Source organism: Sutcliffiella horikoshii, assembly GCF_021991925.1.
Lineage (GTDB): Bacteria > Bacillota > Bacilli > Bacillales > Bacillaceae_I > Sutcliffiella_A > Sutcliffiella_A horikoshii_F.
Genome location: NZ_RXZI01000004.1, coordinates 55,572 through 76,725, shown reverse-complemented (window position 1 = coordinate 76,725; position 21,154 = coordinate 55,572). Strand labels below are relative to the sequence as shown.

At 40.7% G+C, this 21,154-nt stretch carries 23 protein-coding genes; 17 read left to right on the top strand and 6 right to left on the bottom strand.

The window, feature by feature from the left end; genetic code table 11:
- Positions 1-106: 106 nt before the first annotated feature.
- From EKQ44_RS12590 to EKQ44_RS12560, 7 genes are all read left to right on the top strand, one after another.
- Positions 107-1,240 carry a DUF445 domain-containing protein gene (locus EKQ44_RS12590; RefSeq protein WP_237663911.1) on the top strand — a complete coding sequence of 378 codons (1,134 nt, stop codon included), beginning with the start codon at positions 107-109 and terminating at the stop codon, positions 1,238-1,240.
- A gap of 247 nt (positions 1,241-1,487) precedes the next feature.
- Positions 1,488-1,847 carry a YlbF/YmcA family competence regulator gene (locus tag EKQ44_RS12585; protein ID WP_237663910.1) on the top strand — a complete coding sequence of 120 codons (360 nt, stop codon included), beginning with the start codon at positions 1,488-1,490 and terminating at the stop codon, positions 1,845-1,847.
- Positions 1,848-1,987: 140 nt separating this feature from the next.
- Complete coding sequence (locus tag EKQ44_RS12580) at positions 1,988-2,848, top strand: Cof-type HAD-IIB family hydrolase (RefSeq protein ID WP_237663909.1); 861 nt, start codon at positions 1,988-1,990, stop codon at positions 2,846-2,848.
- A gap of 285 nt (positions 2,849-3,133) precedes the next feature.
- Positions 3,134-4,615, top strand: a complete 1,482-nt coding sequence (locus EKQ44_RS12575) for a coproporphyrinogen III oxidase (RefSeq protein ID WP_237663908.1) — start codon at positions 3,134-3,136, stop codon at positions 4,613-4,615.
- Between the two features lie 123 nt (positions 4,616-4,738).
- Positions 4,739-5,116 (top strand): FAS1-like dehydratase domain-containing protein, encoded by a 378-nt coding sequence (locus tag EKQ44_RS12570; protein ID WP_237663907.1) that lies wholly within the window; start codon positions 4,739-4,741, stop codon positions 5,114-5,116.
- Between the two features lie 102 nt (positions 5,117-5,218).
- A complete protein-coding gene (locus EKQ44_RS12565; RefSeq protein WP_237663906.1) occupies positions 5,219-5,989 on the top strand; it encodes an enoyl-CoA hydratase in 771 nt (256 codons plus the stop codon).
- A gap of 171 nt (positions 5,990-6,160) precedes the next feature.
- Positions 6,161-7,021, top strand: coding sequence for a TVP38/TMEM64 family protein (locus EKQ44_RS12560; RefSeq protein WP_237663905.1), 861 nt, complete (start codon positions 6,161-6,163; stop codon positions 7,019-7,021).
- A 35-nt stretch (positions 7,022-7,056) separates the two neighbouring features.
- Here the strand turns inward: EKQ44_RS12560 and EKQ44_RS12555 are convergent, their stop codons facing one another.
- Positions 7,057-7,242 (bottom strand): YhzD family protein, encoded by a 186-nt coding sequence (locus EKQ44_RS12555; protein ID WP_237663904.1) that lies wholly within the window; start codon positions 7,240-7,242, stop codon positions 7,057-7,059.
- Positions 7,243-7,420: 178 nt separating this feature from the next.
- Here EKQ44_RS12555 and EKQ44_RS12550 point away from each other — a divergent pair, with 178 nt between their 5' ends.
- From EKQ44_RS12550 to EKQ44_RS12520, 7 genes are all read left to right on the top strand, one after another.
- Positions 7,421-8,323 (top strand): ABC transporter ATP-binding protein, encoded by a 903-nt coding sequence (locus EKQ44_RS12550; protein WP_237663903.1) that lies wholly within the window; start codon positions 7,421-7,423, stop codon positions 8,321-8,323.
- Entirely contained in the window at positions 8,316-9,572 is a 1,257-nt protein-coding gene (locus EKQ44_RS12545) for an ABC transporter permease (RefSeq protein WP_237663902.1), read from the top strand. The genes EKQ44_RS12550 and EKQ44_RS12545 overlap by 8 nt, the downstream gene beginning before the upstream one ends.
- A gap of 135 nt (positions 9,573-9,707) precedes the next feature.
- Positions 9,708-10,946 carry a metallophosphoesterase family protein gene (locus EKQ44_RS12540; protein ID WP_237663901.1) on the top strand — a complete coding sequence of 413 codons (1,239 nt, stop codon included), beginning with the start codon at positions 9,708-9,710 and terminating at the stop codon, positions 10,944-10,946.
- A 5-nt stretch (positions 10,947-10,951) separates the two neighbouring features.
- Entirely contained in the window at positions 10,952-13,987 is a 3,036-nt protein-coding gene (locus EKQ44_RS12535) for an ATP-binding protein (protein ID WP_237663900.1), read from the top strand.
- A gap of 84 nt (positions 13,988-14,071) precedes the next feature.
- Positions 14,072-15,286, top strand: coding sequence for an MFS transporter (locus EKQ44_RS12530; RefSeq protein ID WP_237663899.1), 1,215 nt, complete (start codon positions 14,072-14,074; stop codon positions 15,284-15,286).
- A 49-nt stretch (positions 15,287-15,335) separates the two neighbouring features.
- Positions 15,336-16,280, top strand: a complete 945-nt coding sequence (gene yhaM, locus EKQ44_RS12525) for a 3'-5' exoribonuclease YhaM (protein WP_237664083.1) — start codon at positions 15,336-15,338, stop codon at positions 16,278-16,280.
- Positions 16,281-16,348: 68 nt separating this feature from the next.
- Positions 16,349-16,525 (top strand): sporulation YhaL family protein, encoded by a 177-nt coding sequence (locus EKQ44_RS12520; RefSeq protein ID WP_237663898.1) that lies wholly within the window; start codon positions 16,349-16,351, stop codon positions 16,523-16,525.
- Between the two features lie 42 nt (positions 16,526-16,567).
- Here the strand turns inward: EKQ44_RS12520 and EKQ44_RS12515 are convergent, their stop codons facing one another.
- On the bottom strand, positions 16,568-17,440 hold the full coding sequence (locus EKQ44_RS12515; RefSeq protein WP_237663897.1) for a peptidylprolyl isomerase: 873 nt from the start codon (positions 17,438-17,440) through the stop codon (positions 16,568-16,570).
- A gap of 674 nt (positions 17,441-18,114) precedes the next feature.
- On the opposite strand from EKQ44_RS12515, the gene EKQ44_RS12510 reads away from it, so the two are divergent.
- Positions 18,115-18,201 carry a YjcZ family sporulation protein gene (locus EKQ44_RS12510; RefSeq protein WP_063561705.1) on the top strand — a complete coding sequence of 29 codons (87 nt, stop codon included), beginning with the start codon at positions 18,115-18,117 and terminating at the stop codon, positions 18,199-18,201.
- Between the two features lie 30 nt (positions 18,202-18,231).
- A complete protein-coding gene (locus EKQ44_RS12505; protein ID WP_082153634.1) occupies positions 18,232-18,318 on the top strand; it encodes a YjcZ family sporulation protein in 87 nt (28 codons plus the stop codon).
- A gap of 81 nt (positions 18,319-18,399) precedes the next feature.
- Here the strand turns inward: EKQ44_RS12505 and EKQ44_RS12500 are convergent, their stop codons facing one another.
- On the bottom strand, positions 18,400-18,594 hold the full coding sequence (locus EKQ44_RS12500; RefSeq protein WP_063561704.1) for a hypothetical protein: 195 nt from the start codon (positions 18,592-18,594) through the stop codon (positions 18,400-18,402).
- Between the two features lie 295 nt (positions 18,595-18,889).
- Complete coding sequence (locus tag EKQ44_RS12495) at positions 18,890-19,444, bottom strand: DUF3267 domain-containing protein (RefSeq protein WP_237663896.1); 555 nt, start codon at positions 19,442-19,444, stop codon at positions 18,890-18,892.
- Positions 19,445-19,654: 210 nt separating this feature from the next.
- On the opposite strand from EKQ44_RS12495, the gene EKQ44_RS12490 reads away from it, so the two are divergent.
- Positions 19,655-19,993 carry a DUF1878 family protein gene (locus tag EKQ44_RS12490; RefSeq protein WP_237663895.1) on the top strand — a complete coding sequence of 113 codons (339 nt, stop codon included), beginning with the start codon at positions 19,655-19,657 and terminating at the stop codon, positions 19,991-19,993.
- On the opposite strand, the gene EKQ44_RS12485 is transcribed toward EKQ44_RS12490, so the two are convergent.
- Together EKQ44_RS12485 and EKQ44_RS12480 are read right to left on the bottom strand one after the other, a co-directional pair.
- A complete protein-coding gene (locus EKQ44_RS12485; protein ID WP_331254661.1) occupies positions 19,980-20,579 on the bottom strand; it encodes an HTH-type transcriptional regulator Hpr in 600 nt (199 codons plus the stop codon). The two genes, EKQ44_RS12490 and EKQ44_RS12485, sit on opposite strands and share 14 nt — an antisense overlap.
- Positions 20,580-20,673: 94 nt before the next feature.
- A complete protein-coding gene (locus EKQ44_RS12480; RefSeq protein ID WP_237663894.1) occupies positions 20,674-21,039 on the bottom strand; it encodes a YtxH domain-containing protein in 366 nt (121 codons plus the stop codon).
- Positions 21,040-21,154: the final 115 nt, after the last annotated feature.

The following is a 21,154-nucleotide window of genomic DNA, read 5'->3' as shown; positions in this document are numbered from 1 at the left end:
TTTTTCATCTAAGGTTAGGCAACAGTTGGAGAGACTTGGGGAATTTCCCCACAATGTATAGTATTGAAACAAAGATAAATCGGTGATTGGAAAGAGGTTCTGATAGATGGATATATTATTTGTCATTGTGTTGATGGTGGGAATTGGTGCGTTGATAGGTGGCGTTACTAACTCGCTCGCAATTCGGATGCTATTTCGGCCATATAAGCCCATTTTTCTGTTCGGCAAAAGAGTACCATTTACTCCCGGATTGATCCCAAAGAGGAGATCAGAGCTTGCTGATCAACTTGGAAAGCTTGTCATGGAGCATCTCCTGACAGCAGAAAGCATGAAAAGGAGACTTGTAAATAGTTCTTTTCAGGAAAAATCGGAAGTATGGATAAAAGAAGAGATCGACCATTATCTTGAAAAAGGGATAAGCGTGCAGGAAGTGTTAGCGAAATTTGGTATAGACGACGCTGAAACACTTTTCCAGGAAAATCTCCACATAATTGTCGAGAGCAAATACGAAGAGGTTATGCAAGGGTTACGCTATAAACCCATTCAGCAAGTACTACCGGCAAAATTGATGCATTCGGTGGAAAGCAATATTCCGGCAGTATCAGAATTCATTCTGACGAAAGCTATCCATCATTTTGAGAGTGGGGAAGGAAAGCGGCAGTTAACCAAAATGATCAATGACTTTATCGCGACCCGTGGAAAATTGGGAAGCGTCGTGCAGATGTTCATGGGCAATTATCCTCTTGTGGATAAGGTCCAGCCCGAAATCATCAAGTTCCTTAAACATGATGGTACAAAAGATGTCTTGATCAATGTTTTGTACAGGGAATGGAATAAACTGAAGGAGATGGATGTTCAGGACCTGGAAAATAGAATCACAAGGGAAGCGATCCTATCCTCCCTCCATACTGTGGTGGAGCGCACGGTGGATGTACCTAAATGGATGAACAAAACGGTGAAGGAAGCGATCGAACCAATTTATCCATGGATGATGGAAAAATTAGTCCCAGCCGCTTTTTCCACAGGCAGTAAACTCCTACTTGAGAAACTGGAAGAACTGCTCGTAAGATTGAAACTTGAGGAAGTGGTGAGAGATCAGGTGGAATCCTTTTCCCTGCAGGAAGTCGAGGAAATGGTCCTCTCTGTATCCCGAAGAGAATTAAAATTAATTACCTACCTTGGCGCTCTATTGGGGGGACTGATAGGTTTCCTACAAGGTATGCTCGTGCTTTTCCTTTGAGAGAAGCTCTCCCTGTAGTTTGAAGAGGAAGGTATGAGACTCCGGCGGGAGGTAGCGGTAGACTTGAGACCCCACAGGCGTAGCCGAGGAGGCTCAAGCACCGCCCCGCGGAAAGCGAATACCTGAAACGGAAAACTACAGGCGTTAGCGTAACTTAACCTTTTGGTTTGAATGACACTGGCAGGTTTGTTATACTGGTCACTAGCATGCCTGAAAGATGGGCAAAAAAGGAAGGAATGACATACAAATGGCAAACAATGTTTATGATGTAGCGTACAATCTGGAAACAGCAGTAAAAGAAAGCGATGAATTCAAAAATTTACAATCTTTATATAAAGAGGTTTTCGCAGACGATACAACAAAAAGAATGTTCGAAAACTTCCGCAACATTCAATTAGAGCTACAACAAAAGCAAATGAGCGGCCAAGAAATTACTCAAGAGGAAGTAGAGCAAGCTCAAAAGACAGTAGCAGTTGTGCAACAGAACGAAGCGATTGCGAAGCTTATGGAAGCTGAGCAACAAATGAGCATGATGGTAAGCGAACTAAACAAGATTATCATGAAGCCACTTGAAGAATTATATAGCAATGTAGATTCCGCTAACTAAATGAATAGTGGAAACGGTAGGAAAGCGCACTTTAAATAGTGCGTTTTTTTCTTGACCTCATATTCCAAATGTTCTATTTCCCCCAATTTCCTCATACTCATATCAATAAGTACAAACATCTTAGATAAGGAGGTCTCTCCATGATATACCGCCTGCTCGCCATCAATATTGATGGAACGCTATTGAAATCGAATGGAAGATTGGCAAAGGAAACGAAAGAAGCGATAGAGTATGTGAAAAACAAGGGAGTCTACGTTACACTTGTGACCGGCCGTAGTTTTGCTTTTGCAAAAAAAGTGGCCAAATCTTTGAAACTTGATACATTTCTGGTGACACACGGTGGGGCGTTCATTGCCTCCAAGCTGGAGCAACCTCTTCATGTGAAGCGTCTATCGGAGGATAAAACCTTCAATCTAGTACAGGTGCTAGAAAACTACGAATGCACGGTCCGAATACTGCACGAACGTTATTCAATAGGGAACAGACTTCGTGGGGCCAATAACTTAATGGCAAGAGCAGTGCTCGGTTCAAGTGACCCCTTGATCTATCCGATGCAGTTTGTCGAGTCCTTAGGGGATACACTAATCGATAACCCGATTGCGCCTCCTAAAATAGAAGTCTATTTTTCAGAACCGGAGGAGAGGGAGCGGGTACTGACTACCTTGAAATCTGCGTTTGAGGGGATAGAGATCCTTGTCCATGCCGACGGGAAGGTGGATATCCTGCCTGATGGTGGCACGAAGATGGATGGATTGTTAACTCTTGGGGAAGTATTGAAAATTCCTCCACAAGAAATGGTGGTCATTGGTGATACAATGGAAGACCTGCCGATCATTGAGGTGGCGGGGCTAGGTGTGGCGATGGGCAATGCACCGAGAGAAGTGAAACAGGCTGCCGATTGGATCACCAGAACGAATGATGAAAACGGTGTAGCCTATATGATCAAGGAACATTTCCGCAAACAGCAACGCATTGCGTTCTTAAATAAAATGAAAATATAGAAAGGTAGGGGCAGACTCCGAAAATGGGGTTTGCCTTTATTTTTTTAAATTGTAAGGTAATGGAAAAGGATTACTATGGAGCCCAGATCAGGGTGGCAGTGAAAAGCGGGACTTATAGAGGGTATATGAAACTAAAAATTAGAATACATTCATACCATCCAACAGAAAACACGAAGCTTGTTTCTTTTCCAGTGGTATTATCTTGATATGCGTGCACTACATCCGTTACACTAGTGGAAGTGAAAATCTTGCGTAGAAACAAAGCAAGTGTGAAAGGTGATTAACTTGAAGATTGCTATTAAAGGATTACATGATGATAGATATCAGCGTCCGTTATCGTTGATTGCGGATTTATTTTTTGAGGAAACAGAAGTGGTGCTTGGGGAAGATACCTCCTCTGAGTTAGAGGTAGTATTCCAGGTTGAAGTGAAAAACACCACGTTTATTGTAAATGGACAACTCGGCGAACTGTCTTGTTCCCATACGAAAGATTTGGGCGATTCTGATGAAAAAGAGAGCTTTCGCCGTAAAAAACAAGCAGTGTCCTATGTTTACTTGACCCTGTTGCAAGAACATACGGGTATCATTCAGAAATGGGGGATCTTAACAGGAATCCGTCCAACGAAACTTCTCCACTCTAAGCTTCAGAAGGGGGAGCCTCAAGAAAAAGTCCATCAACAGCTGAGGGAAGATTATTTAATTACAGATGAAAAGATAGAGTTGATGCAGCAGATTGTGGATCGCCAGCTTGATGTAGTGCCGGATTTACATGATTTAGGCCAAGAGGTCAGCATTTACATCGGGATACCTTTCTGTCCCACAAAGTGTGCATATTGTACCTTCCCGGCATATGCAATCAACGGTAAACAAGGTAAGGTGGATTCCTTCCTTGGAGGGCTTCACCATGAAATAGATGCCATTGGTGCCTGGTTGAAAGAAAAAGGCATCAAAATCACCACCGTTTATTACGGTGGAGGTACTCCTACAAGCATAACGGCAGAAGAGATGGATATGCTTTATGAGCAGATGTATGCATCGTTCCCAGACATGGAAAAGGTCCGTGAAGTGACAGTGGAAGCGGGACGTCCGGACACGATTACGCCGGAGAAGCTAGAAGTGTTGAAAAAATGGAATATTGATCGAATCAGCATCAATCCGCAGTCTTATACACAAGAAACATTAAAAGCGATAGGTCGCCATCACACCGTGGAGGAAACCATTGATAAATTCCACCTTGCACGTGAAATGGGGATGAATAATATCAATATGGATTTAATCATCGGCCTGCCTGGTGAAGGGGTGGGAGAATTTGCTCACACACTGGAAGAAACGGAAAAGCTGATGCCGGAATCATTGACGGTCCATACATTGTCCTTTAAACGAGCCTCTGAAATGACACAGAATAAGAATCGCTACAAGGTGGCAGACCGTTATGAAATCGGGAAAATGATGGATATGGCGACTGAGTGGACCACTACCCACAATTATGTACCGTATTATCTATATCGCCAAAAAAATATCTTGGGCAATTTGGAGAATGTAGGATATGCATTGCCAGGCCAAGATAGCATTTATAACATCATGATCATGGAAGAGAAACAGACGATCATTGGACTTGGGTGTGGGGCATCTAGTAAGTTTGTTCACCCTGAAACAGGGAAGATTACTCGTTTTGCCAATCCGAAAGATCCTAAATCCTACAATGATGGCTTTGAACATTATACCGATGAAAAAATTCGTATATTGGAAGAGTTGTTCTCAAAATAAATATTCGAAAAGCTAAGGCAGGGCGAGACCCTGCCTATTTTTTTAGAGGAAATGAGTGAATAATCATTCATTTTTAAGCGTTTTCATATTATACTAGTTATATATCTAAGAGGAGGGAATGGGATGAAGGTTCAAACTGGTGAAGTACTGACTTATTCCAGAACATTCACTGTGGAGGAAACCCTTCAATTTGGAGAGGTTTCAGGAGATCAAGGCAGGCATCATGTGGAAAAGGATGAGCAGGGCCGTTTAATGGTACACGGTCTGTTGACTGCAAGTATTGGTACCAAAATAGGGGGAGACCTAAACTACATTGCAAGAGAAATGAACATGGAATTCCTCCGCCCCGTCTTTACTGGAGACACCATCACCTGTGAAGCCACCCTCAACAACGTCCAACAACAAGAAGGCTACAAACAAGTCAACGTCACATCCATCTACACCAACCAAAAAGGCAAACAAGTCCTCCTAGGCAACAGTAAAGGTATAATTCGAGATTGAGAGCTAAATTCCTTTGAGGGTCTGACCCCTCACATAACTTTAATATTTCTGAAAATTGAAAATTAAAAACTAAAATTAGATAACTTGAGAGGTTGTGTTGGTATGGGTACGGTTAATGTGTTGGATCAGGGATCAGTTGTGGTTTTGGAGTTGAATAGGCCGGAGTCGTTGAATGCGATGAATGTGGAGATGCTTGAGGAACTGGAACGTGTACTAGAAGAGATATCGAACAATGATGCAAAAGTGTTGGTGGTGAAGGGGAGCGGAAATGCGTTCAGTGCCGGTGGGGATATTAAAATGATGCTTCAGGAAAATGTAGGGGGAGACTTCGACCAGGTGATGGATACGATCGGTTCCATCGTCACCAAGCTTTATACCATGCCTAAAATTACGATCAGTGCTCTTCATGGTGCCGCTGCAGGGCTGGGGTTAAGCTTTGCTCTTTCAAGTGATTTTGTAGTTGCCCACAACTCTACTAAGCTTGCGATGAATTTTATCAAAATAGGCTTAATCCCTGACGGTGGCGGTCACTTTTTCATGGAAAAACGCCTTGGGGAGGCGAAGGCCAAGCAAATGATTTGGGAAGGAAAGACGATATCCGCTGAAGAAGCCCTACATTTAGGCCTCGTTGACACTTTGGCAGGAGATCAAATGGAGGAGGTAATCTCCAAAAGAGTTGCTGCTATTCTCCATGCGCCATTGCAAGCAATGATAGAAACAAAAACAATTTTCGCCAAACAATCATTGCCACGTCTACAGCAAACTTTGGAGTTAGAAAAGAATGCACAGCGCAGGATGAGGCAATCACAAGACCATAAAGAAGGGATAAGGGCTTTTGTTGAAAAAAGAAAGCCTCAATTCACTGGAAAGTGACCTATGATAGCTGCCCCCAATTTAGGGAGCAGCTTTTATTTTCGCACCAACCTGCAATTATATGGGAACCAGTAAGCCTTCAATCTTATATTCACATACTGCTCCGGTACATTATGAAGTAAAAGAGAACCCTCTATACTTAACACACAAGATAAAACGGAGTGGTACTTTATGGTGATAACCGAAACAAGCAAGGCCCCTATAAAAGTGTTGACACATATATTGTTTGCTGGCATATCTATCTATATTCTGTTGAACTGTTTGCCAACAGTGCTACCTTTCTATAAGAATATTTTGATTACAATAATCACTTCCCTGATAGTACTTGACACTGGATTCATTTTTAGCAAAAACCTATATTACTTCAAACTAACAAAATCATTCTATTACATTCTGATAGGATTAATCTTACTCATGTTGGTTGTCTATAACATTACAAAATTCATGGTGATAACAGAGGAACAGGGTCTTGAGAGTATATTGACAGAATATGGTTCCATGGCAAAGCTTATCTTTTTTCTTGTGTGCCTGGCACAACCAATCATCTTACCGATTCCAGAAGCCGTGACCATTCCTGCCGGCAGTGTAGCCTTCGGGGCATTTAACGCTACCTTACTAAGCTTTTCAGGCACGCTACTTGGAATCATTATCATGTTCTTTATAGCAAGATATGGTGGGATGAGCATTGCTTCTTACCTAATAAAGGATCATCATCTAAAAAAGTATCAACATTATGTGGGGAAAAACGAGACTGTCATTTTGGGTCTCTTATTCATTATTCCGATTCTACCAGACGAAATTATCTGTGTGGGGGCCGGAATCGGTGCAGTATCTTTCAAGAGGTTTCTCCTGATTGCATCCTTTACCAAGTTGTTTACGTCCTTTGTGTTGACATATTCGGTAACAATGGCAAAAGTGCTGTCATTGTCCACCACCGAGCTGGTATTATATTGTTCGTTAATAATGGGAGTGCTTTTCTTAACTACCATCGCTATCAAAAAACGATGGAACAAAAAAAGCTTGGAGACATAATACTGCAGGTCTCCAAGCTTTTGGCTTATTTATCATTACCTATGAAAAAGAACCAGCTTGCCACTTGCGTTTGTGCAGCGGTGCGTAGTATCCAAAAGGTTAAGTTCTTGCAATCTTTTTTCCCCTAGTTCCTTTGCCTCTTTTTCTGAAGCAGCCTCGAAGCTTTCATCCAGAAGTGTCTCTCCGCTTTTGCTAAAGGCCGTTAACATATATTTTCCCATATTAGTCCCCTCCAAATCTGCTGACTGAATAGCAATTCATTATTATCTTTATTCTACTAGAAGACTTACAAATTGTAAAAGTGATAGTTGCGGTCCTCGGAAAAAAGATTCGACTTTTATGAAACTCTTCACCTACTATATACGTATAAAAAATATATAGCATAGGAGGGGTTATGACATGGCATTAAAGATAGAAGGTGTGACCAAGAGGTTCGGCAAGCATGTGGCCGTAAATAATTTAACCTTGGAAATACCTGAGAGCGAGATGTTTGGTTTTCTAGGTGCGAATGGTGCCGGTAAGACAACCACGTTCCGGATGGTTCTTGGGTTGCTGGAGCCAACGGAAGGCAAGGTATCTTGGGCTGGGAAACCGATTACATACAAACAGAGTCACCTGGTCGGGTACTTACCTGAAGAAAGGGGGCTTTATCCGAAGCTGACCGTAAAGGACCAGATGATCTATTTGGGCAGGTTACGTGGAATGGAAAAACCGGATATCCTTAAACAGCTCGACTATTGGTTGGAGCGATTCAAGGTGCCGGAATATTTGAACAAGAAAGTGGAAGAACTTTCAAAAGGGAATCAGCAGAAAATACAGTTTATCGCTTCGACTATCCATAATCCGAAGCTTTTGATATTGGATGAGCCTTTCAGCGGGTTAGATCCGTTGAATGTGGAGTTGTTGAAAGAAGCGGTAGTGGACCTAAAGAAACAAGGAACGTCCATCGTGTTTTCCAGTCACAGGATGGAGCATGTGGAGGAGCTATGCGAGCACCTGTGCATCATGCATCATGGTCAACCGGTGGTACATGGATCTTTGAGGGACATCAAACGTTCATTCGGCAAGAAAAATGTCATCATTCATGCAGACTTTGATTTGGATTTCCTTGCAAATGTGCCGGGTGTGACAAAAACAAAGCAGACAGCAGAAGGGATGATCCTTCAGGTAGAGGAGGAAGATGTTTCACAGACACTGCTTCAAGAGATTACGGGTAAAGGCTATATCAGGAAATTCATTTTGGAAGAGCCGTCCTTGAATGATATTTTCATAGAAAAGGTGGGTGCTTCTTATCATGAATAAGTTCTGGATCATTTTAATGCACACCTACATAAGCAAGCTGAGATCTAAGTCATTCATCATTTCCACATTGATAACCACCGTATTGATTATCGGCGTGACCAATATACAGTCCATAATTGATATTTTTGATAAAGAGGAAGATAAAACAGTAGCTGTTTACGATGAGCAAAACACCATCGCTCCATTGTTGGAACAGCAGCTTGCCATTGCTCCAAACACCAATCTAAAGTTTGATATGGTAAGCAATGAACAGGAAGCGGAAAACAAGGTAACAGACGGTGAGTACGATGGGCTTCTTGTCCTCTCTACCGATCAAGATGGATTGCCTTCAGGGGTGTACAAAGCAGCCTCCATTACCGATTCACAAACGATGGTGCAAGTGGAAACCATGCTTCAACAAGTAAAAAATGAACTGGCAACTAGCAAACTTGGTTTATCACAAGAAGAAATTGCTCAATTATATACACCCATCTCCTTTGATGTAGTGGCACTCGAGGAATCAGCAAAGTCTGCAGAAGAGCTTAACCAGGCGCGTGGTTTGGTGTATGTTCTGCTATTTGTGATTTACTTTTCTGTCATTCTGTATGCTAGCATGATCGCAACGGAAGTGGCTGTAGAGAAATCTTCCCGTGTCATGGAAATACTTATTTCATCAGCATCCCCGATCATGCATATGTTCGGAAAAATATTAGGTATTGCCTTGCTAAGCTTAACGCAGCTTGCCTTTTGGATCATCATCGGGTACTCCTCACTGAGCCGTAATCTGGATGGAATGACGGAAGCGGGTGGAGTGTTCGAATTCTTTGGGGTCGGTGATCTACCTGTAGCAACTTTTGTTTATGCGGTTGTATTCTTCTTGTTAGGATATTTCCTGTATGCAACTTTTGCTGCTTTCCTTGGCTCGCTTGTCAGCAGGATAGAAGAGATTCAACAAATGATCATGCCAATGACATTATTGATTGTGGCAGGATTCATGATATCCATGTTCGGTTTGGGGAATCCTGACAATTCCTTTATCCAGGTAACTTCATTCATTCCGTTCTTTGCACCAATGATCATGTTCCTCCGAGTAGGGATGTTAAATGTTCCTTTTTGGGAGATCAGTCTATCCATTGGTCTTTTGATGGCGACGATTGTTCTGTTGGCCATTTTTGGGGCAAAAGTGTATCGCGGGGGCGTACTGATGTATGGTAAATCATCCTCGTTAAAAGATATCAAAAAGGCTTTGCAACTAACAAAAAATGAATAGGTAGAGAAAAAGCATGTGGGACTGTAAGACCCATATGCTTTTTCTAATTTTCATAAAACTACCTTCACCGAACGTGCATTCGCATTTCGTCCGTGGTAAAATAAGAGAAAGACTACAAATAAGAGGTAAAATTATATGATGAAAAAAATTCGCTTTCTCCATGCGGCAGATTTGCACTTGGATAGTCCATTCAAAGGGCTGACCCATCTTCCACCTGACATTTTCCATCAAATAAAAAATAGCACATTCCGGGCACTGACAAATCTTATTGATGTGGCCATAAAAAATGAAGTGGACTTGCTTCTTTTGGCTGGGGATTTATTTGACCTGGAGCAAAGAAGTCTGATTGCACAAGCCAAGCTGAGAAAGGAATTTATTCGGCTAGGGCAAGCTGGGATCCAAGTTTACATTATACATGGAAACCATGACTACCTGACAGAAAGCCATCGCCTTTTTCGATACCCAGAAAACGTACATGTTTTCAATGAAATGGTTGAATGCGAGCCTTTCATCAAAAACGGAGAGCATTTGGCCAACATCTATGGTTTCAGCTATAACAGAAGGCATATGACAGAAAGTATGGCCAATTTCTATACCAAGTCGAATGCGAGTGTCCCATTCCATATTGGTATGCTCCATGGAAACCTGTCTGGAAGGGAAGATCATGATCCCTACGCACCGTTTGTCATCTCAGAACTTCTGGAAAAGGAATACGATTATTGGGCGCTTGGCCATATACATAAACGAGAAATTCTACACCTAAATCCTCCCATCGTATATCCCGGCAATATCCAAGGAAGGCACAAAAAGGAGACAGGAGGCAAGGGCTGTTATATGGTGGAACTGATCGACGGAGGGGAAGCAGAAATTCAATATGTTGAAACTTCTTCTATCATTTGGGAAGAAGTAGAGATTTCCATCAAAGGGTTAAAAACTCTAGATCAGCTAATAGACGTAACAAGAAAGGCATTGGATGCCCAAAAAGAGGCAGATAAAAGCAAATTGATTAGATTGATTTATAAAGACAGTGGAGACCTGCATCAATCCCTTCAAGATGAACACCAGCAGGAGGACCTGCAAGTTCTTTTAAATGAAGGGGAAGACACCAGAGAACCTTTCTTATACATATACTCCGTAGAGGTTAGGACGACAGTTGCTTTCAACAAGGAAGGTTTAAAGGAAAAGACCTTCTATCGGGATTTTTATTCCATACTAGAGCAGGTGGAAGATCAGGATGAGGTCTTATCCAGTTTATACCGACATTCAGGAGCAAGGCACTATCTGGAGCCGTTGGATAAAGAAGAGAAAGAAGACATTCTGGAAGAAGCCGAGCAATGGCTTGTGACCAGGTTCCTGGAAAGCGAGAAGAGGTGAATGGGTTGAGAATTACAGCATTACATATTTATGGCTTTGGAAAGTTAGAGAATGTGTTGGTAGAAGACTTCTCTCCGGCCATTCAAGTGTTCTATGGAGAAAATGAAGCGGGAAAATCAACAATTATGGCGTTTATCCATGCAATCCTTTTTGGGTTTCCTGCTAAAAATCAGCAGGATTTACGATACCTCCCCAAAAAGGGATATAAATATGGCGGGAAAGTGATCATTGAGACAAAGGATATGCGTTCCATTACGATCGAGCGAGTTGCAGGTAGGTCTTCAGGGGATGTCAGCGTTTTGGATGAACAGGGAAATCCTTGTGATTTAAACGATATTCTGGGCGGATTGGATAAAACGATGTATAAAGGTATTTTCTCCTTTAATATAATGGATCTGCAAAATCTAAAACTGATCGATGCAGAACAGCTGGGAGGTTATCTTTTTTCGTCAGGGTTGATAGGAAGTGACCAGCTTCACAAGCTCTCCAATCAGTTAAACAAAGAACAGGAGGACCGCTTCAAGCCCCAAGGAAGAAAACCTGAGATCAATAAGTTATTGAACACAATAAAAGAAGAAGAAAAAACGGTGCAACTTTGGAAGGCGAAGATGGAAGAATATGAACAGCTTCTAACAGATGTAACACGTTTTGATGAGGAAATTAAAACACTCCAACAGACTAAAGAAAATATTACAAAGAAATTAAAACATACAGAGGCCATGCTAGCCATTCAACCTTTAGCGAATAAAGCTGAATTGCTTCAAGATCAGATGGAAAAGTTGGGAGATGTTGATTCGATACCAGTGGATGGATTGGCCAGACTGGAAAAGCCGCAAACAGAATTAGGGTTCTATCAGGCGAAATTAGAACAATTAACTAAAGATAGGAAGAGCAAAGAAAAAGATTTGGCAGAACTACATGTTAATTCACAGCTCTTATATCAAGAAGAAGTACTTAAAAACTTGTTATCTAAACGTCCAAGCTATGAGCAGGCAAAAAACCAACTGGCACTACTATCCTCAGAGATAGAAGAATGCGATCTTCAGATTGGTAACTGGAAAAGAGATCTGGATTGGAGCGGATTTCAAGAGGCGAAGATAGAAGAACTCCATACAAGCTTGAGTACCAAAGCGATGCTGAAGGAACTAATCAAGCAAAATCACAAACTCTCCATTCAAAAACAGCGACTGGATGATCAGTTCCAAGTTACAAAGGATGAACTGGAAATGCAGGAGGAGAGGGTAGAAACCCTTGAGAAAGAGCTACTACCAGCGGATGAAGTATTGCATATGAAAAGGTCTGTGGCTGAACAAGAAAAGGATAGTTTGTCAAAAAATATCGCTGTAACGGAACAGCTTGTCCACCAATTAGAAAGACAGCTGAAAGCTCAAGAAAAAATCCAACTTGCCAAAAAGAAGAACAACCAATATACGGCTATTGGAATTCTCTCTTTCGGCTTTACAGGAGCGATTGCTTTATTTTTGCAAAACCAGCTTTTCTTATCCCTATTGTTCTTTCTTGTCTTTGGCATCGTTTCTTATGTAGCTTTTAGGAAAAATGCATCAGAAGAAGTACGAACAGGTTTAGAAAAAGAAAAAAAAGAATTAGAAAGCAAGCTGGAAAAATTGCGGGCGAAGTTCTTTTCCTCCGGTGCGCATGAAAAATTAGAGGAGTACCAGCAGGCTTTGGCAAAGGATGAGCAAGTAAATCATCTTTTACAAAAGGAAAGACTGTTACTTTCTCAAAGTGAACGAGCATACAATAAAATTATTCATCAGTTCGAGGAATGGGAAAAGGAGAATTTTCACTTTGAAGAGAGCTGGCAGAAGTGGGCACAATCCATTCACCTTGCCCATATACCCTTCCCCTTTATGGAAGAAGCCTTTGAAAAGGTAACCCGGCTCAAATCTACTATATTAGAGAAGAAGGGATTAATAGAAAAAAGGAAGCATCATGAACGATTGATGGAGGATTTCACGAGTCAGGTTTTAGAATTTCTGAAAGAAATCGACTGGCAGGATGAATATGCTTCTGCTGAACAGACTCTGGGTATGATTGGGAAGAAAATGGACGAAGAGAAAAGTAAACAGCTAAAGGTAGAAAGAATACAGGAGAGCATTTCCTTATTACAAGAGGAGTCTACTACATTAGAAGTTCATATAGAGGAAGCACGCAAACAGATTCAACAGTTGTTTGAACAGGCTGGTGTGCAGGCTGAAGAAGACTTTCGGATGAAAAGCCACCAACTCCTAGAAAAAAAGGAGCTTGAAAGAGAACTTTCATTGGTGTTCAGTCAATGGAAGCAAATGGAAGGCGCTTATCATGTCACACTCGAACAAAGTAAGCCTCTGGATAGCTGGAAAATGGATAAGGAGAGGCTTGAACGTGAACTGATTATCCTGAATGAAAGCTATCAGCACCTGCTTGAAAAAAGAACGGCTACCTATGAAACAATCAGGCAGTTAGAGGAAGGCGGTACCTATTCGGAGGCCGTTCAACATTTTGAGTTATCCAAAAGTACATTACAGCGTCATGCTCGCAAATGGGCTGTATACGCCACCGCTCAGCACCTTCTCACAAAAACCATGGACTTTTACCGGAATGTAAAGTTACCGAAAGTCTTGGAACGCGCAACAGAACATTTCTGTTTCCTAACGGGAGGCAATTATGTAGGGGTCCATGACACCAAGCTCGAGCGAAAAATTATAGTAGAACACCAGGACGGTACAATGTTTGAACCAAAAGAGTTAAGCCAGGCCACTGTTGAACAATTATATATAGCCATCCGTTTTGCGGTAGCACAGGTGTGGAGCGAAGAGCAAACACTCCCATTCATGATGGATGACAGCTTTGTCAATTTTGATCAGAAACGCTCAGACCTGGCTATCCAATTAATGAACCGTTTAGCTGAACAGGGCAACCAATTTATCTTTTTCACCTGTCATCAGCAGACCAAGAAAAAGTTATCGGAAGATGTAGCAAACTCGGTATATTCATTCAGCAGGAATAGTGCGGTCGGAACGGTTTCTTTCCGAGATTGAATTTGGCACCATCCATTGCCGAATGGAAGAAACAAGTGCTATGCTTATAGAGGTATAGAGAAGCATGTTGAAAGGATAACCAGAATGAGTGAGAGTGTAAAAAATAATAAAGCGCCGTTGATTCTATTAAGTTTTAATTTATTTATCGTCATGGTAGGCATTGGATTGGTCATACCGATTCTGCCTTTTTATATCGATAAATTCGGTGCGGATGCCCGGACGTTGGGACTGTTGGTAGCTGTTTTTGCGTTTATGCAATTCCTTTTCGCCCCTGTATGGGGAAGGCTTTCGGACAAAGTTGGCCGAAAGCCGCTTATCACCATCGGCCTGTTCGGGTTTGCGATTGCGGAGTTCATCTTCGCTTTCGCGAACGGACTATGGATGCTGTTCCTATCGAGAATTCTTGCAGGAACATTCGGTTCGGCTTTGATGCCGACAGCCATGGCTTACGTTTCAGATGTCACCTCTTCTGAAAAGAGGGGACAGGGTATGGGAATCATGGGAGCTGCCATGGGACTTGGTATCGTTGTAGGACCAGGGATAGGAGGATGGTTAGCAGAATATGATCTCTCCTTGCCTTTCCTTGTGGCAGGGATTGCAGCGACTATAGCTGGGATCGTATCGGTGATTATACTTCCTGAATCCTATTCCAAAGAAAAACGCGAAAGTGACGCTCGATTATCAGCTGGAGAGAAGCGGGACAATCAATTTGTAGTTATGTACAAAGCGCTAAAGAGTCCTGTCGGGTTCTTGCTGAGCTTGGTTTTTATCATGAGTTTCGGCTTGGCCAATTTTCAATCCATTTTTGGTTATTATACCATGCAGCGGTATGACTATAACCCAAGTGAAGTAGGATTGATCATCTTGATTGTTGGTCTGGTGGGTACGATTGTACAAGGCGGCTTGGTAGGTAGATTGACAAAGCGGTTTGGGGAAGAGAAAGTAGTGACGAGTGCATTATTGATCAGTGCGATCGGCTTTGTGATGATGACACTTGCTACTGGCTTCACAACTGTCCTATTAACTACCTGTCTTTTCTTTTTGGGGAACTCTTTATTAAGGCCATCATTGAATTCATTCATCTCCAAACTGGCTGGAAGCAGACAAGGGCTTGTGATGGGTCTCAATAACTCATTTCTCAGCCTTGGAAATGTAGCTGGTCCCATATTGGCCGGAATATTCTTTGAAATTAATATCCATATTCCTTATCTATTTGGAGCATGTATCATGCTTTTTGGATTGATTTTGACAAAAATTTGGCTCGCAAGAAGAAAAGAACAGATGGAGGCTACTTTATAAGTGAAAGTCAACATAGCTATATTTAATATTTTGACAGGGGGAAGAGATGATGAAGAAGGGAATTCTCCACTTTGAAGTGGGAGAACAAGTGGATGTCCATCTACTTATTAAAACAGCGACAAAAGGGATTGCCAGCAATGGAAAACCTTTTTTGACATTGATATTCCAAGATAAGAGCGGCGAGATAGAAGCGAAGCTTTGGGACGCTTCTGCAGATGATGAAGGATTATATACTCCCCAAAGTATCGTGAGGGTTCTTGGGGACATTCATCATTACCGGGGGCGTAATCAATTAAAGATTCGTAAAATAAAGCCTAAAGAAGACCATGAAAACGTCAGTGTCTCCGATCTCATTGAAACAGCCCCTTTAAGCCAGGAGCAGATGATGGATACGATCACACAGGCCATATTTGAAATGAAAAATCCCAATATCCAAAGAATAACAAGACATCTATTGAAAAAACATCAGCATGATTTCCTGCAATATCCGGCTGCAACCAAAAACCATCATGAGTTTGTCTCTGGTTTGGCCTATCATGTAGTTTCCATGTTGGACCTGGCCAAAGCGATAGCTGGACTATATCCTTCCTTGGACAGGGACCTCCTCTATGCAGGAGTTATCCTACACGATTTAGGGAAAGTAACGGAACTATCCGGACCTGTTTCCACTAGCTACACCATTGAGGGGAACCTGATTGGGCACATCTCCATCATGGTGAATGAAATCGGTAAAGCAGCGGATGAGCTTGGCATTGAAGGAGAAGAAGTGATGGTGCTTCAACATCTTGTACTCAGCCACCATGGTAAACTGGAATGGGGAAGTCCAAAACTTCCATTGATTAAGGAGGCGGAGATCCTCCACTATATCGATAATATAGATGCAAAAATGAATATGTTAGACCGCGCATTGGAGCGGGTAAAGCCTGGAGAATATACAGAAAGAATCTTTGCTATGGATAACCGAAACTTCTATAAACCTAGTTTTCACAAATAAGTACTAGCCTCCCATCCTCTATCATATGTATAAATTAGTAGCACATATGAAAGAGGGGGGGCTTTTTTATGCCGTGGTGGATGCTATTGGTTGTAATCGGGATATGTTTCAGTGCCTATATGACGTTAAGGTCTGCTAAAGAAGAGAAAGAAGTGGAGACTGCCATCATTGAAAAAGAAGGACAAGTCTATATGGATAGGATTCAAGAAGAAAGAGAGAAAAAGCAGCAGGTTGTGAATGTATAATAGTAAAAAGGAAGCGGGGGTTGCCGCTTCCTTTTTACTATACTATTCTAGCTCTTGTTCTTTTTCTTGTTCGAAAGTGTTTTTAAGGGAGGAATCTTTTATTTTAACGTTAGCAGCCTCAATCTCTTTTTCAAGCACCGCGCCAGGATCCTCTTGCCTCAATTTGTTTTGAAGGATTTCCTGTTCCACTTCTTCTTTGATTTCCTCTAATGGTGGTTTCTCTTTTTTATCCGTTACTTTGATGATATGAAAACCATACATGCTTTCAACCGGCTCGCTGACCTCATTGATTTCAAGGCTGTAGGCAGCCTCTTCAAATTCCGTTAACATGTCTCCCGAACCAAACCATTCAAGGTCTCCACCATTTTGCGCAGATCCGGTGTCAGTAGAATATTCAGTTGCAAGTTCAGCAAAGTCTGCACCTTCATCCAGCTTTTTCTTTACTTCCGTGGCGGTTTCTTCATCTTCTACAAGTATGTGGCTTGCTCGTAGCTCATGTTTCATTTCATCATAGTGTTGTTGAATTTCTTCCTCAGAGACCTCCACATTCTCCATAGCAGCTTTTTCTTGTAGCATGGAAAGGCGCAAGGTTTTTATTAACTGATCTTCATTTTTAAATCCGCTTTGTTCCATTGCTGCATCATATTCTGGCCCTAGTTGCATCTTTAGTTCTTCTAATCGTTCCTGTACTTCCTCATCCGACACATCGTAGTTTTTATTAAGTACCTTTTCAAAGACAAGCTCACGTAGAACTTCTTCTCCGAAACGTTCTTTCATCGCATCATAAAACTCTGCCTGTGTAATGTTCCCAGCTGAGGTTTCAGCAATTACGTTAGAATCGTCTGAGTCATTGTTGCATGCAGATAGTGCGAAAAGTGCGGCTGTTGTACTAGCAGCTATTATCCATTTTTTCATGTAGTCAACTCCCATATGTAGTAAAGCTTTTCATTCCATACTATAGCATAATCTCCTATTTTAATGAAATAGTTTTCCATTCCTCCAACCTCCCCCTGTACTTTTTTTAAGGCTGTTTTCGCAAGTAAGTGAATATCGTTTTATACCTTGCTGCATAAAGTATAATTGCCAACCGTTAAGTGATTTTTATATAAGTTTGTGTCGAATGGCATTTGTATTGCCTAAGGTGGCTTATAAAATTGAAAGTTGGCTTATAAATTCAACCAGAACGGATCTATAGCAGGTTGAAAGTTAGTAAGCCGTTCATCAGGGTGTGAAAATACTTAAGAGGTGGTTTTACCGTCAAGTCATTATGAGAGTAATAGCACTAGGAGGTGAATTATAACCATTGAAAAGGCCGTCACCGCCCCTAAGCAGATCTTTTCTATTAGATAATAGCAACAATCTTTGAGAAAAGAGCCTTAAGAAAAGAGCTTTTTATAAAAAAATGGGTTAACGTCCATTCCAAATCTAATACATTTACATACTATAAATGGAATCATGAAATAAACCAACACACACTTGTTGTCCCAGGATTTCATGTAAAAAACCTTAGAGGCAGGATAAACGCCTATGCCTCCTAAGAAATTGTTGCATAAGATATCGTAACAACTCACGAAGGAGGTGTTACTGAGATGGGTAATGCGTATGCTGGTGGCTTCGCGTTAATCGTAGTATTGTTTATCTTGTTGGTAATCGTAGGTGCAGCTTGGTTGTACTAAATACATTTTCTTTAAAAAGGAGGAACTAAAATGTCAGGTGGACATTCCGGCGGATTTGCGTTAATCGTAGTATTATTCATTCTGTTAGTAATCGTAGGTGCAGCTTGGTTATACTAAGCTAAACCCTTGGAGACGGGAATAACCCGTTTCTAAAGAAAAACACCTTCCATCTTAGATGGAAGGTGTTTTTTGTTCGTTTTATCGTTGGGAACTAAGCAAAATATCTACATAAGAAGAAATTAATAGAATGGTAATTAGAACATTTATGGTTCGGAAAACTTTCGGCTGACGATCCTCCGGGATTTCTTTCTGAACGCATAAAGCATTCGTTAATTTGTTTATGTAGAAGAGTATGAATATAGCCACCAAAACGAATAAGAATGCGATAGCCATAAAATCCCTCCTTTGTGGCTTGCTTGCTTTTAAACTATTATACGAAATTTATACTTATGCCTTCTACCTTATCAAAGTTTGAAAAAAAAAGATACCTTGACACTCCAAAATTTTTACAAAAGCTCTTTTCTCAAGTGTTGTGGCTGTTCACTAGTAAAAAGTCAGCAATGGGGCTTTTTACAAAATAGAAACTCTAAAAAAGGCAAGATATATAGTAGGAAAAGAGCATGACAGCATGGTGTATGCGAAAACAACCTTTACAAAAAATGAAATAACATCCATGATTATGTGTGATCTAGGACGCTATTTCATTCTCGTTAACTATTAGAATATCATACCCGTTTTCCAGTTCTTCAATCTGGCATTTGTTTGGTGCCCGTTGTATCAGTTTGATATAAAGAAAGTCTGGAATACTTAACCCGATATTTACTGCCGCAAGCATGGAGAAATAATGATAGTAGCTTGGAAAGATGTGGGCAAGTAAGATGCACGCAGTCGTAATAATGGCAAATGGAGCCATTAGAACAGCGTAGGATTGAATTTTTGTAAAAGGTTTTTTAGTTTTTATTTTCATATAAGGCATATAGCACTTTAGTTTCCATCTGAGTTTTACTTGGTTTCTGGTCGCAATTAGCGGAAGTACATGACATAACTTGTGCATGGTGAACATTCCTGCAAGCCCGAGGATGAACCATCCAAAATTGGCTGAAGAAACAGTACTGTCATGATACATAAGGCTAAAAGATAAAAATAACACAATAAACGAAAGTAAAGTGATGATAAACGATACAAGTGTAATGCGATGGAGTCCATATTGTCTTGAAATATCAATGGATTTCCAACAGTTCATAGTTGAATCACCTACCGTAATTGCTAGTCGTAATCAAAATTACTAAATTAATGTAAGCTTTTTAAATGAAAAAATCAATAGGTGAATGTAATTTATTTTTCAACTTAGTCATCTAAATATTGGTAAGTGGATTGATTTGATGTAAAATATAAAAAAGCAGGTGGCTGACTACCATAGCTCAATGCGAAAAAGAATTGGATTTAGCGAGGAATGAGTAAATTGGAAGAAAGACTTGCAACATTAGAATACTACATGGAGTTATTGCTGAAACAATTGGATCATAAACGTTTCCCATGGGATGCTTTCATTATCCGTGTAAGGCTTAGCAGGAGGGAAGTAGAATTTATATATCATACATGTGAAAAATTGAGCAAGGAGATGGAAAAACAAAAAGCGGAAGGTTTTGTGACTTTTACTCCGCTTCTTATACAATTCAGGCAAGCCTTGCCATCCGGTTTACCATGGGAAGAGACCATTTATGCATTAAGATCGCAAGGGCTTTACACTTCACTAATGGATGAATTTCACAAGCTGATCAAGAAGAAGTAACGCTTTCATTTTTCTCTATAAGTGTTTCTTCTTTTTTTGAAAGCTTTCCATCAACCTCTACAAAGTCCTCTTCAATGTTGTTGAAGGACCTTTCAAAAATCTGCATGAAATCCTCCCCGTACACATTACGTATTACACACATGATATCCAACAGTTCCGGAAACTTTCCGTATAAATCATGCATAGGCAATGCACCACTGAATACCGAATTTTTGCTAGGATCATAGCTTTCCATCAAATCCAGAAGAATTTGCTCTCCTTTTTCAGTAAGCTCGATATACGTATTGCGTTTATCGTTCTCTTTCTTGGAGAAGCGAAGCAATTCTCTTTCCTCTAATTTCTTGGAGAAGTTAAATGCAGTAGAGACATGCATGACTCCAAACTTGGCAATCTCTGAAATACTTGCTCCTTTCAGATGATAGGCAATCCATAGAATGTGGTGCTCATTAATATTTAAGTCATAAGGCTTGATCCATTGCTGCCAATCCTTTTCTATTGTTTTCCAAAGAGCTTTGCTAAGCTGTGCAACACGCTGGCTGAATAGCATGGCTTCTTTTAATGAATATTGTCCATTCTGTGTATTCACAAACTCACCTACTTTTTTCTAATATATTACTATCTATTATGACAATAAAATAAAAATTAATAAAGGTCAAAATTTACAAAAAATTAAAATTTTTTTATTTTGTTGAGTTTTTTGCTATTTCTTTTTCAAGATTTTCCAATTCTTTTTCTACATTTGCAATGTTCTGTTGAATGGAATCCTGATGTGCTTTAATGGAATTTTGCCATAGATCAACAGATACTTGAATTTCTTCGGCAATGGTTCCTACCGTTGCTTTGCCCTCCTCAAGCGCTTGTGCTACTTGATCCTTAACCTGAATTGCTTCGTTTTTCAATTCATCCAGTGTTGCTTGGACATTGCGTGCGGCATCCTTAACTTGTTCTCTTCTGACAGCACCAGAAACGGGGGTTGTCAGTAAAGTGGAAATGCCGGCAATAGCTCCTCCTAATAAAACGCCATAGATGAATGATTTCCCATTCATAGTAATCACCTCGAATTAAAAATTATGTAAGTATAGTTCAATACCCTAAGATTATTATATAATTCAACATTTCTAAAAAAAATCCTCTTTTTTCGTACTTTTTTATGGAGTTTGT

Excerpts from the sequence above, each read along its gene's own strand:
- EKQ44_RS12590 (WP_237663911.1), top strand. The coding sequence starts at position 107 with ATGGATATATTATTTGTCATTGTGTTGATGGTGGGAATTGGTGCGTTG.
- EKQ44_RS12585 (WP_237663910.1), top strand. The coding sequence starts at position 1,488 with ATGGCAAACAATGTTTATGATGTAGCGTACAATCTGGAAACAGCAGTA.
- EKQ44_RS12580 (WP_237663909.1), top strand. The coding sequence starts at position 1,988 with ATGATATACCGCCTGCTCGCCATCAATATTGATGGAACGCTATTGAAA.
- EKQ44_RS12570 (WP_237663907.1), top strand. The coding sequence starts at position 4,739 with ATGAAGGTTCAAACTGGTGAAGTACTGACTTATTCCAGAACATTCACT.
- EKQ44_RS12565 (WP_237663906.1), top strand. The coding sequence starts at position 5,219 with ATGGGTACGGTTAATGTGTTGGATCAGGGATCAGTTGTGGTTTTGGAG.
- EKQ44_RS12560 (WP_237663905.1), top strand. The coding sequence starts at position 6,161 with ATGGTGATAACCGAAACAAGCAAGGCCCCTATAAAAGTGTTGACACAT.
- EKQ44_RS12555 (WP_237663904.1), bottom strand. The coding sequence starts at position 7,242 with ATGGGAAAATATATGTTAACGGCCTTTAGCAAAAGCGGAGAGACACTT.
- EKQ44_RS12550 (WP_237663903.1), top strand. The coding sequence starts at position 7,421 with ATGGCATTAAAGATAGAAGGTGTGACCAAGAGGTTCGGCAAGCATGTG.
- EKQ44_RS12545 (WP_237663902.1), top strand. The coding sequence starts at position 8,316 with ATGAATAAGTTCTGGATCATTTTAATGCACACCTACATAAGCAAGCTG.
- EKQ44_RS12540 (WP_237663901.1), top strand. The coding sequence starts at position 9,708 with ATGATGAAAAAAATTCGCTTTCTCCATGCGGCAGATTTGCACTTGGAT.
- EKQ44_RS12530 (WP_237663899.1), top strand. The coding sequence starts at position 14,072 with ATGAGTGAGAGTGTAAAAAATAATAAAGCGCCGTTGATTCTATTAAGT.
- yhaM (WP_237664083.1), top strand. The coding sequence starts at position 15,336 with ATGAAGAAGGGAATTCTCCACTTTGAAGTGGGAGAACAAGTGGATGTC.
- EKQ44_RS12520 (WP_237663898.1), top strand. The coding sequence starts at position 16,349 with ATGCCGTGGTGGATGCTATTGGTTGTAATCGGGATATGTTTCAGTGCC.
- EKQ44_RS12515 (WP_237663897.1), bottom strand. The coding sequence starts at position 17,440 with ATGAAAAAATGGATAATAGCTGCTAGTACAACAGCCGCACTTTTCGCA.
- EKQ44_RS12510 (WP_063561705.1), top strand. The coding sequence starts at position 18,115 with ATGGGTAATGCGTATGCTGGTGGCTTCGCGTTAATCGTAGTATTGTTT.
- EKQ44_RS12505 (WP_082153634.1), top strand. The coding sequence starts at position 18,232 with ATGTCAGGTGGACATTCCGGCGGATTTGCGTTAATCGTAGTATTATTC.
- EKQ44_RS12500 (WP_063561704.1), bottom strand. The coding sequence starts at position 18,594 with ATGGCTATCGCATTCTTATTCGTTTTGGTGGCTATATTCATACTCTTC.
- EKQ44_RS12495 (WP_237663896.1), bottom strand. The coding sequence starts at position 19,444 with ATGAACTGTTGGAAATCCATTGATATTTCAAGACAATATGGACTCCAT.
- EKQ44_RS12490 (WP_237663895.1), top strand. The coding sequence starts at position 19,655 with ATGAGTAAATTGGAAGAAAGACTTGCAACATTAGAATACTACATGGAG.
- EKQ44_RS12480 (WP_237663894.1), bottom strand. The coding sequence starts at position 21,039 with ATGAATGGGAAATCATTCATCTATGGCGTTTTATTAGGAGGAGCTATT.